General features: G+C 41.4%; 6 protein-coding genes and 14 tRNA genes. 4 read left to right on the top strand and 16 right to left on the bottom strand.

Annotation, left to right across the window (positions count from 1 at the left end):
• Window positions 1–99: 99 nt before the first annotated feature.
• Together rpsA and HMPREF9088_RS11605 are read right to left on the bottom strand one after the other, a co-directional pair.
• Window positions 100–1,314, bottom strand: coding sequence for a 30S ribosomal protein S1 (gene rpsA, locus HMPREF9088_RS04785; RefSeq protein WP_007208022.1), 1,215 nt, complete (start codon window positions 1,312–1,314; stop codon window positions 100–102).
• Between the two features lie 147 nt (window positions 1,315–1,461).
• On the bottom strand, window positions 1,462–3,906 hold the full coding sequence (locus HMPREF9088_RS11605) for a hydroxymethylglutaryl-CoA reductase, degradative (RefSeq protein WP_007208021.1): 2,445 nt from the start codon (window positions 3,904–3,906) through the stop codon (window positions 1,462–1,464).
• Window positions 3,907–4,090: 184 nt separating this feature from the next.
• Between HMPREF9088_RS11605 and HMPREF9088_RS04775 the strand changes: the two genes are divergently transcribed.
• The 4 genes from HMPREF9088_RS04775 to HMPREF9088_RS04760 all read left to right on the top strand — a co-directional run bounded on the left by HMPREF9088_RS04775 (window position 4,091) and on the right by HMPREF9088_RS04760 (window position 8,393).
• The gene (locus tag HMPREF9088_RS04775; protein WP_007208020.1) at window positions 4,091–5,242 is read left to right on the top strand and encodes a hydroxymethylglutaryl-CoA synthase; all 1,152 of its coding nucleotides are present in this window, start codon (window positions 4,091–4,093) and stop codon (window positions 5,240–5,242) included.
• A gap of 421 nt (window positions 5,243–5,663) precedes the next feature.
• Window positions 5,664–6,626 (top strand): ABC transporter substrate-binding protein, encoded by a 963-nt coding sequence (locus HMPREF9088_RS04770; protein WP_007208018.1) that lies wholly within the window; start codon window positions 5,664–5,666, stop codon window positions 6,624–6,626.
• 35 nt (window positions 6,627–6,661) lie between these two features.
• On the top strand, window positions 6,662–7,585 hold the full coding sequence (locus HMPREF9088_RS04765) for an ABC transporter permease (protein WP_211205552.1): 924 nt from the start codon (window positions 6,662–6,664) through the stop codon (window positions 7,583–7,585).
• A 1-nt stretch (window position 7,586) separates the two neighbouring features.
• Entirely contained in the window at window positions 7,587–8,393 is an 807-nt protein-coding gene (locus tag HMPREF9088_RS04760) for an ABC transporter ATP-binding protein (protein ID WP_007208016.1), read from the top strand.
• 356 nt (window positions 8,394–8,749) lie between these two features.
• Here HMPREF9088_RS04760 and HMPREF9088_RS04755 read toward each other — a convergent pair.
• The 14 genes from HMPREF9088_RS04755 to HMPREF9088_RS04690 all read right to left on the bottom strand — a co-directional run bounded on the left by HMPREF9088_RS04755 (window position 8,750) and on the right by HMPREF9088_RS04690 (window position 10,058).
• Window positions 8,750–8,821 (bottom strand) — tRNA-Gln (locus HMPREF9088_RS04755).
• An 8-nt stretch (window positions 8,822–8,829) separates the two neighbouring features.
• Window positions 8,830–8,902 (bottom strand) — tRNA-His (locus HMPREF9088_RS04750).
• 51 nt (window positions 8,903–8,953) lie between these two features.
• Window positions 8,954–9,038 (bottom strand) — tRNA-Leu (locus HMPREF9088_RS04745).
• 27 nt (window positions 9,039–9,065) lie between these two features.
• A tRNA-Cys gene (locus tag HMPREF9088_RS04740) sits at window positions 9,066–9,136 on the bottom strand.
• A gap of 29 nt (window positions 9,137–9,165) precedes the next feature.
• Window positions 9,166–9,237 (bottom strand) — tRNA-Gln (locus HMPREF9088_RS04735).
• An 8-nt stretch (window positions 9,238–9,245) separates the two neighbouring features.
• A tRNA-His gene (locus tag HMPREF9088_RS04730) sits at window positions 9,246–9,318 on the bottom strand.
• A 2-nt stretch (window positions 9,319–9,320) separates the two neighbouring features.
• A tRNA-Trp gene (locus tag HMPREF9088_RS04725) sits at window positions 9,321–9,394 on the bottom strand.
• A 10-nt stretch (window positions 9,395–9,404) separates the two neighbouring features.
• Window positions 9,405–9,485: transfer RNA gene (locus HMPREF9088_RS04720), tRNA-Tyr, on the bottom strand.
• Window positions 9,486–9,488: 3 nt separating this feature from the next.
• Window positions 9,489–9,561: transfer RNA gene (locus HMPREF9088_RS04715), tRNA-Phe, on the bottom strand.
• Between the two features lie 39 nt (window positions 9,562–9,600).
• Window positions 9,601–9,673 (bottom strand) — tRNA-Asp (locus HMPREF9088_RS04710).
• Between the two features lie 9 nt (window positions 9,674–9,682).
• Window positions 9,683–9,755 (bottom strand) — tRNA-Val (locus HMPREF9088_RS04705).
• A 15-nt stretch (window positions 9,756–9,770) separates the two neighbouring features.
• A tRNA-Glu gene (locus HMPREF9088_RS04700) sits at window positions 9,771–9,842 on the bottom strand.
• A gap of 10 nt (window positions 9,843–9,852) precedes the next feature.
• Window positions 9,853–9,941: transfer RNA gene (locus HMPREF9088_RS04695), tRNA-Ser, on the bottom strand.
• 43 nt (window positions 9,942–9,984) lie between these two features.
• Window positions 9,985–10,058 (bottom strand) — tRNA-Asn (locus tag HMPREF9088_RS04690).
• Window positions 10,059–10,080 lie beyond the last annotated feature (22 nt).

Raw genomic sequence — 10,080 nt, 5'->3', positions numbered from 1 at the left:
AAAGAAAGACATGAATCCCAATCAAAAGTAATGGTTCGCCATTGCCTTCTTTCGGTAACTTCATGTCTATTCTTTATTCTATAAAAATCGAATTATTTTTTATTCTTCAGACTCTGCATCTTTCATCGCATCACCTAAGATATCACCCATCGTAAAGCCGGTTGACTCTTCAGGTAATTCATAAGATTCTTCTGGTTTTTCGGCTTTTTCTGCTTCAGGCTTTTCCTCTAAAGCTTTGATACTTAAGGCAATTCGATGATCAGTCGGATTTACTTCCAATACTTTCACTTGTACGGTATCACCTTCATGTAACACTTCATGCGGTGTTGCAATGTGTTTGTGCGAGATTTGGGAAATGTGTACCAGGCCTTCGACGCCAGGGAAGACTTCCACAAATGCTCCAAAACTAGTCAATCGCTTCACTGTTCCTTCTAAAGTGGCACCCACTTGCGCCTTTTCTTCGATGTTGTCCCAAGGGCCAGGCAATGTATCTTTAATTGATAATGAAATACGCTCAGTTGTTGGGTCAATAGAAAGGACCGCTACATTGACTGTATCGCCAACAGCTAGCACATCACTCGGTTTACCGACATGACCATGTGAAATCTCAGACACATGAACTAGGCCATCAATACCACCTAAGTCTACAAATGCACCAAAATTCGTCAAACGAGCCACGTTTCCTTCTAACTGGTCGCCTTCTTTGATAGAAGCCAATAATTCTGCTTTTTTGTCTTCTTTTTCAGCTTCTACTACTGCTTTATGGGATAAAATTAACCGATTTTCAGATGGTTCAATTTCAATAATTTTTAGCGTTAGTGTCTTGCCTTTGTATTCTTCAAAGTCATCGACGAAATGATCTTCAACCATTGATGCTGGAACAAAACCACGTACACCAACGTCGACCACTAAGCCGCCTTTTACAATATTCGTTACTGGTGCTTCAAGGATTTTACCATCTTCAAAGTCTTTTTCAATGTCTGCCCAGACTTTCTTGGCATCTAAGCGACGTTTTGAAAGTAAATAGCTTCCATTTTCTTTGTCTTTGCCGATGGTTGAGATGACAACTAAATCTAAAACATCACCAATTTTAACTAGTTCATTGATGTCTTCTACTGGTAAAGTCGAAAGTTCTTTAACAGGAACGACCCCTTCCACCCCAGCACCTTCAATGCCAACGATTGCTTGCTTGTCTTCTACCGCAAGTACTTCACCTTTGACTACATCGCCGACACTCACTTCTTTAAAGCTGTTTAGAGCATCTTCCATTGAAACATTCACATTTTCCACTTGATTATTATCAAATTCTGTCATACCGTATATCCTCCTAACCAACACTTCAATTATAAAATACCTACAAGTTCTAGTTTATGCTATTCTTTGAAAAAAATAAAGCGATTTCCACTAAATCAAAAAATTTTCTATGATTTCTTTAAAATACGAATATTCTTTTCATATTATTTACTCATTTATGGTTTCTTGTCGAATTTGCTGCAAATACAAGCGAGCCGCATTTTGATTCATTTCACCTTGTGTAATTTTTTTTACGACCGTGTCTATTTCTTCTGCATTCGCACCAACACTCATAGCCAGCGATCGTGCTTGCAAGGCCATATGTCCTTGCTGGATTCCTTCTGAAACCAGCGCTCTTAATGCAGCTAAGTTTTGCGCGAGTCCTACTGCAACGGCTATATACGCTAATTCTTGTGCCGATGGGTTTCCTAGCATCTCATGAACTGCATGCGCTTTTGGCAAAATGGTCGTGGCACCACCGACAGACGCCATGAGAATAGGGACTGCTAGTTCACCTACAAGCTCACCTTCCTCTATATACCAGTCACTTAAGCCTTGATATGAACCATTTCGTGCCGCATATGCGTGGATAGCCGCCCCTACTGCACGTGTATCGTTACCCGTCGCTAGCACGAATGCCTCGATACCATTCATTATTCCTTTGTTATGCGTCGTTGCTCGATAGATATCAACTTTCGCATAGCGTGCTGCTTCGGTAATTTTCGTTGCAATTTGTTCACCGTTTGTTCCTTTTGATAGCTTTGAAAAAGGAATGCGGCAGCAGACGGTCGTCACTGCCTCTGTCGCATAATTCGATAAAATGCTCATAAGTAGCTGTTCAGTAAACTGCTCTTTTATTTCATTGGCAATAGCTTCCAGAACCGTATTTAGCATATTTGCGCCCATCGCTTCTTGCGTGTCCATAAAGACATCTAATGATACATCACGTGTATTTGCAAAGGTCCGCACTTCAATCTTGCGCACGCCACCGCCACGGACGACAATCGACGGATATGCTTCGTTTGCTAGCTGATAAAAATGATCTTTCTTCTCCTCAAGCGCTTGGACGAACGACTGGAGACTGGCTACTTGAGTAAAAATAATTTGCCCCCGCAACAAGCGTTCAGTCGCCTTGGCAACAAAGCCACCAGTCGTCTTGGCCATTTTCGCTCCATTGCTACAAGCAGCAATGACAGATGGCTCTTCTGTCACGAGTGGAACAATGTATTCTTTGCCATTAATTAGTAAATTTTTGGCCACACCTAAAGGCAGCGGAAAATCACTCAGTTGGTTTTCAATTAAGTGATTGCTAATACTTTCAGATAGTTCTTGCTGTGACAATAATTCCGCTTGCTCATTTGTTAAAATGCCTTGCTCCACCAAGTCAGCCCGTCGCTCGCCTGGTGTCTTCTTATAAAAAGGAAGATCCGCCTGATCGAGTATTTCTTGGTCTGGTACGCGTAAAAGCAACGCCAATCCAAGTCCACCACCTACACACAACGATGCAATACCTGTCTTTTGCTTCGTGCGACGAAGCTGATGAACCAGTGTCGTGACAATTCTAGCACCTGTCGCACCAATCGCATGGCCTAAAGAAATTCCGCCACCAGCAATATTAACTTTCGTCTCGTCCAATCCTAATTCGTTTTCGACAACAATGGAAGAAGCTGCGAATGCTTCGTTGATTTCAAATAAATCTACGTCATCAAGTGCCAGCTGGTTGCGTTGGCTTAATTTTTTAATCGCTTGAATTGGAGAAATCCCCATCACTTCTGGCTCAATCCCAATTTCTACCATGTCTTCAATCTCAGCAAGGTATGGAATACGATTGGCTAGTGCATACGTTTTGGTGCATAGTAGGAGTGCCGCTGCCCCATCATTAATAGTCGAAGCATTTCCTGCTGTTACCGTGCCATTCTCTTTAAATACGGTCTTTAACGTCGCCAATTTTTCCGTCGTTGTTTGCGGACGAATGCCTTCGTCCTTGGTTACTAGCGATTGATCTGCTAAAGGAACTGGCACGATTTCTTGCTCAAACCAGCCACTATTTTGGGCATGGGCTGCTTTTTGTTGCGAACGATAGGCAAACGCATCCTGTGCTTCTCTTGAGACACCATAGCGTTCGGCCACAAGTTCAGCCGTCATTCCCATCATTTGCCCACTTAATGCATCCTTTAACCCATCAACAAACATGACTTGTTCAGGCTGCGAATAAGTCTTTGTTGCTTTATCAAAATAACTAACAGATGGTGCATTGGTCATACTCTCTACCCCACCAGCTAGCACAATGTTTGCTTCTTTTAATTGGAGCATTTGCCGTGCAAGCGCTATAGCTTTCATGCCTGACCCACATACTTCATTCACAGTCACAGCCGGTACCGCTACTTCTAACCCAGCCTTCAGACTAATTTGTCTCGCTGGATTTTGGCCATTTCCAGCTTGTAAGACATTCCCAAAAACGACATAATCAATATCGTTTACCATTCCTTTATGTCGATCCAATAGTTCTTTTGTCACAATGGTTCCTAACTCAACGGCCGAATACACTGCTAATTCACCGTGATATTTTCCAATTGGTGTGCGTAACGCATCAATGATTACTACTTTCTCCACTTGGCCACCTCCATAAAAAATATAGCATGGATACACAAAAAAAAGAATACTTCACCAATAGCTAACATCATTCGCTACAGGATTCTTTAACAATCTTTAAAATTCTATCATTACAAGCATATCTTTTCCTTTATATGTTATGTTATACGTAGCAAAATTTTTTTCAATTTGAAAGGAGAAACCGATGTCGATAGGTATAGATCAACTATCATTTTTTGTACCCCCTTATTACGTGGACATGCCCGAACTTGCAATTGCTCGTAACGTCGATCCAAACAAATACATTATTGGGATTGGACAATCCCAGATGGCTATTGCGCCGAAAACTCAAGATATTGTGACTTTCGCAGCCAATGCCGCTAAACAAATACTCACTAAAGAAAATCAAGAAAAAATTGATATGATTATTGTAGGAACGGAGTCCAGTACCGATGAGTCAAAAGCTTCCGCTGTTGTTTTACATCGCTTATTGGGTCTGAGCCCTTTTACACGATCATTTGAAATTAAACAAGCTTGTTATGGAGCTACGGCTGGGATTCAAATCGCCCGTAACCACATAGCCGCTCATCCAGACAGCCTAGTCTTGGTCATCGCGACCGATAACGCACGCTATGGTCTAAATTCCGGGGGAGAACCCACTCAAGGAGCTGGTGCTGTAGCTATGATTCTTTCTGCCAACCCTCGTATCTTAGAGCTTTCGTCAGAGACCGTCGCTTTCACTCAAGATGTTTATGACTTTTGGCGTCCGACCGGCAATCTCTATCCCGAAGTGAATGGACCACTTTCCAATGAAACGTATATCGCGTCATTCCAAAAAATTTGGGACGAATACACCACGCGCTACTCGCAATCTTTTGCAGATTTTGCTGCATTATGTTTTCATGTTCCCTACACCAAGATGGGGAAAAAAGCGTTATTATCTAAATTAGAGACAGCACCTCATGAAATCGCTGAATTGTTACTTGAACGCTACGAAGAGAGCATTCATTACAGTCGCAAAGTCGGTAATCTGTATACTGGGTCTCTCTACCTAGGTCTAATTTCATTGCTCGAAACAAGTGTTGCTTTAAAATCAGGTGACAAAATTGGCCTATTTAGCTACGGCTCAGGCAGTGTCGCTGAATTTTTCACAGGGCATTTAGTAGACGGCTATAAACATCATCTACACGAAGAGTTGCATACGCAACTACTATCGCGACGAATCAAGCTAGATATTCCTGAATATGAACAGCTATTCAATGATACATTGGACATGACAAAATATAGTCAATTTCAAGATGATCAACCATTCAGCATAACCGAAATCAAAGACTACATCCGTTTTTATCGTCAATAATCATAAAAAGCTAGTGCCAATCAGTGGGCTAGCTTTTTTTTTGCTACTAACTTCTTTAACAGATAGCTTGTTTTATTTGTCTTTCTTTTGATTTTTCTGAATATTTTTTCTTTTCTTATTGACATCTATTCCGCCTTTTTTTATACTAAATACAATTCAATGTGAAAGGAATGTTCCATGATGAACAAAACATCACAACTCACACAATTGAATACGTATTACTTTAGCTACTTTAGATAGACTTGTATGCAGCATTCTGGATACAAGTACCCATGTACTATCTAGAATGGCTAAAGTATTTCGCTCTGATTTTAGCCAGTGGACACATCCAAATGGCTGAATCTTACAAAAAAAGATTATGTAACCCATTTGGACTTTGTCTGGATGGGTTTTTTAGAGCAATTATAAAGGGGGAGAAGAAATGAAAAAGATGGTTACAGCTTCAATTTTAGCAGTGAGTTTACTTGCTTTAGGTGCATGTGGAAAGAGTTCTAGTGAGTCATCTGACACAAAAACTGTGGGGATTTTGCAAGTCGTGCAACACGAATCCCTCGATGCGGCCTATAAAGGATTCAAAGAAGGTCTAGCTGAAGGAGGGTACACCGAAGGAAAAAATGTTACTTTTGACTACCAAAATGCTCAAAACAATCAAGACAACTTAAAAAGTATGAGTGAAAAACTAGTGAAAGAAAAACCAGATTTATTGCTAGGAATTGCCACTCCTTCCGCGCAATCATTGGCAAATGAAACTCAAGATATCCCAATCGTTATTACCGCAGTAACTGATCCAGTAGCAGCTAAATTAGTAAAATCAGAAAAAGAACCGGGTGGCAATGTGACTGGTACCACAGACATGGTTCCTATCAAGAAACAAATCGATCTTCTTTTAAGTATCGTACCTGATGCAAAAACAATCGGGATCATGTATAACGCTGGCGAATCAAATTCAAAAATTCAGGCGGACTTAGCTGAAAAAGAATTAAAAGAAGCTGGAGTGGCGGTAAAAGTTTTGACAGCCAATACTACAAACGACGTCCAACAAGTAACTACCTCTCTTGCTAAAGACGTGGATGGTATCTACATTCCAACTGATAACACCTTTGCCTCAGCTGCGACAATTGTCGGTGAAGTTGCAAAAGAAACGAAAACACCGATCGTAGCTGGTTCTGTCGAACAAGTCGAACAAGGCGGATTAGCAACATATGGTATAGACTATGAAGCATTAGGTAAACAAACAGGTATCATGGCAGCTAAAATCTTAGATGGAGATGCCAAGCTAAGTACCACTGCTGTCGAATCAGCAAACGATCTAAAACTAACTGTTAACAAAGAAATGGCCGAAGCACTAGGTATCGACCCTGATTCAATCAAACTACCGGAATAGTATGCTTAACTAATAAAGGAATGACTATTATGACAATAAGTGACTTTTTAACAATTTTTCAATCTGCAACATCGCAAGGTGTACTATGGTCTTTACTAGCGATTGGTGTTTACCTCACATTTCGTATTTTAGATATTGCTGACCTGACTGCTGAAGGAAGTTTTCCTTTAGGAGCAGGTATTGCAGCAATCTCTATCACAAATGGCTTTTCGCCAGTACTTGCAACTATTTTAGGTTTTTGTGGTGGTGTTTTAGCTGGTCTAATCTCTGGCTTGCTCCATACAAAACTAAAAATTCCTGCTCTCCTAGCAGGAATTATTACCATGACCGGTCTCTACTCTATTACCAACCGTGTTATGGGAAAAGCACCTAATATTTCACTATTAGGTGAATCTACTATTTTCACTTGGATTCAAGACTTAGGCTTAACAAAAGTAAATGCCGTCATTGTCGTTGGATTTATCGTAGCCCTACTCGTCATTGCAGTTCTTTACGTCTTTTTCAAAACCGAAATCGGCCTAGCCATACGTGCTACCGGTGACAACATAGACATGAGTGAAGCAAATGGAATCAATACCGACAATATGAAAATGATCGGTTATATGATTTCAAACGGATGCATTTCATTATCGGGAGCACTTATCGCTCAAAATAACGGGTTTGCCGATTTGAACTCCGGTGTCGGAACAATCGTTATTGGTTTAGCATCCATTATTATTGCAGAAGTATTGTTACGAAATAAGCCTCTTCTTATTCGCCTATTAACAATCGTGGCTGGTTCAATTATTTATCGCTTCATATTAGCGATTGTTTTTGAATTCAATGTTGAGCCTTCTGATTCAAAAATTGCCTCTGCCATCGTCTTAGTTATTTGTTTGTCATTACCGCAAGTACAGTCTAAATTAGGCATTCACGGATTCCCAGGTAAACGTAAGAACGCAAAGAAAGAGGTGAATTAACATGACACCTGTCTTATCTATCCATGATCTTCATCAAGTTTTTGAACGAGGCACAATTAATGAAAACCATGTTTTAAAAGGCATTAATCTAGAGATCCATCCCGGTGACTTCATCACAATTATTGGGGGCAATGGCGCTGGGAAGTCTACGTTGCTTAACAGTATCGCAGGCACCCATCAGATTACTTCTGGTACGGTAGATTTAAATGGTAAAGACATCACCAAACAATCCGTCATGAAGCGATCGAAAGACATTTCTCGTGTATTTCAAGACCCTAAATTAGGAACAGCCGTACGATTGACTGTCGAAGAAAATTTAGCGCTAGCTATGAAACGTGGCAAAAAAAGAGGCTTTGCATCTGGGGTAAAAAACAAAGATAAAGACTATTTTAAAAAACAGCTCTCAATGCTGAATTTAGGACTAGAAAATCGCTTAACTACTGAAATCGGACTGCTTTCTGGAGGGCAGCGTCAAGCAATTACCCTACTCATGGCCACTTTGGAACGCCCCGAATTGATACTCTTAGATGAACACACAGCTGCACTAGATCCAAAGACATCAATAACCGTGATGCAATTAACTCAAAAATTAATAACAGAACAAAAATTAACAGCGTTTATGGTTACTCATGATATGGAAGATGCCATTCGTTATGGAAATCGACTAATTATGCTTCATCAAGGAACTATCGTCGTTGATATACAAGGAGCCGACAAAGACCAACTTACCGTTCCAAAACTAATGGCGTTATTCCAAAAAAATAGCGGGGCTGAATTAGTTGACGATCAATTACTACTACAAAGATAATACGTAAACCGAAATAGTGTTCTTATTTAATAAGTAAGAACACTAATTTTTTATAAAACACTCCAATTATCTAGCATCTAAACAAGCGACAAGTTTTTTTGAAACAGCTATAGTATCTCCATAACCACTTTGTATGAGCTATATCGCTTTATTAGCCATTTCTACTGTCATTTCTCTGTATCTGACTACCTCACTCGCGTGGAAGGCGTTTTTTATTTCGCAAGTAACATGTGATCAAATGAATCAATTAACATTACAAAAAAGAGCTTGTCCAAGCATGCTCTTTTTCAATATTTATTTAAAATCATCACTATTTTAAAAAGAACAAATAGGAACCACTTGTACTCTTTAAATGACTGGGGTAGCTGGATTCGAACCAACGCATGAGGGAGTCAAAGTCCCTTGCCTTACCGCTTGGCTATACCCCAATAAAAAGGGCGAACGATGGGAATCGAACCCACGAGTGCCGGAGCCACAATCCGGTGCGTTAACCACTTCGCCACGATCGCCATATTACAAAGACAAATTAAAAAACTAAGACGATGACTCATCTTAGTCAATACCGGCGGCCGGGGTCGAACCGGCACGCCCTCAACGGGCACTGGATTTTGAGTCCAGCGCGTCTGCCAATTCCGCCACGCCGGCCTGTTGTTAAAAGTATATATTGTACTAAGGCGGTAACCGGATTTGAACCGGTGATGAAGGTTTTGCAGACCTCTGCCTTACCACTTGGCTATACCGCCATTATACAATTTTTGCTCTTTTCAAGCAACTGGGGTAGCTGGATTCGAACCAACGCATGAGGGAGTCAAAGTCCCTTGCCTTACCGCTTGGCTATACCCCAATTATAAAGGCGAACGATGGGAATCGAACCCACGAGTGCCGGAGCCACAATCCGGTGCGTTAACCACTTCGCCACGATCGCCATGGCAGGGGCAGCAGGAATTGAACCCACACTAACGGTTTTGGAGACCGCTGTTCTACCTTTAAACTATGCCCCTAAATATTTAATGGAGGAGAGTGGATTCGAACCACTGAACCGAAAGGAACGGATTTACAGTCCGCCGCGTTTAGCCACTTCGCTACTCCTCCAGATGGCGCGGGACAGAATCGAACTGCCGACACATGGAGCTTCAATCCATTGCTCTACCAACTGAGCTACCGAGCCAAATTTTCTATGCTATTATTAGTGAAATATTTGAAAATACGGTCCCGACGGGATTTGAACCCGCGATCTCCTGCGTGACAGGCAGGCATGTTAACCCCTACACCACGGAACCTTTTTTCTATGGAGGTTAACGGGATCGAACCGCTGACCCTCTGCTTGTAAGGCAGATGCTCTCCCAGCTGAGCTAAACCTCCAATATTTCAATAATATGATCCGTACGGGAATCGAACCCGTGTTACCGCCGTGAAAGGGCGGTGTCTTAACCGCTTGACCAACGGACCATTGTATTAACGGAGAGTAAGGGATTCGAACCCTTGAGACAGCTTTAGCCATCTACATGATTTCCAATCATGCTCCTTCGGCCTCTCGGACAACTCTCCGGACGAAAGAAACATCTTTCTTACTCTTTTTCTCTATTGAGAACTCCGGCAGTAGGACTCGAACCTACGACATCATGATTAACAGTCATGCGCTACTACCAACTGAGCTATGCCGGAATAATTAGCATGGCGACGTCCT

The sequence above is a fragment of the Enterococcus italicus DSM 15952 genome, from assembly GCF_000185365.1.
Taxonomy (GTDB): domain Bacteria; phylum Bacillota; class Bacilli; order Lactobacillales; family Enterococcaceae; genus Enterococcus_G; species Enterococcus_G italicus.
The sequence above is the reverse complement of the archived record's forward strand: the minus strand, read 5'-3'. Positions and strand labels throughout refer to the sequence as shown.

Coding starts and splice junctions, on each gene's coding strand:
- rpsA (WP_007208022.1), bottom strand. CDS start 1,314: ATGACAGAATTTGATAATAATCAAGTGGAAAATGTGAATGTTTCAATG.
- HMPREF9088_RS04760 (WP_007208016.1), top strand. CDS start 7,587: ATGACACCTGTCTTATCTATCCATGATCTTCATCAAGTTTTTGAACGA.
- HMPREF9088_RS04775 (WP_007208020.1), top strand. CDS start 4,091: ATGTCGATAGGTATAGATCAACTATCATTTTTTGTACCCCCTTATTAC.
- HMPREF9088_RS04770 (WP_007208018.1), top strand. CDS start 5,664: ATGAAAAAGATGGTTACAGCTTCAATTTTAGCAGTGAGTTTACTTGCT.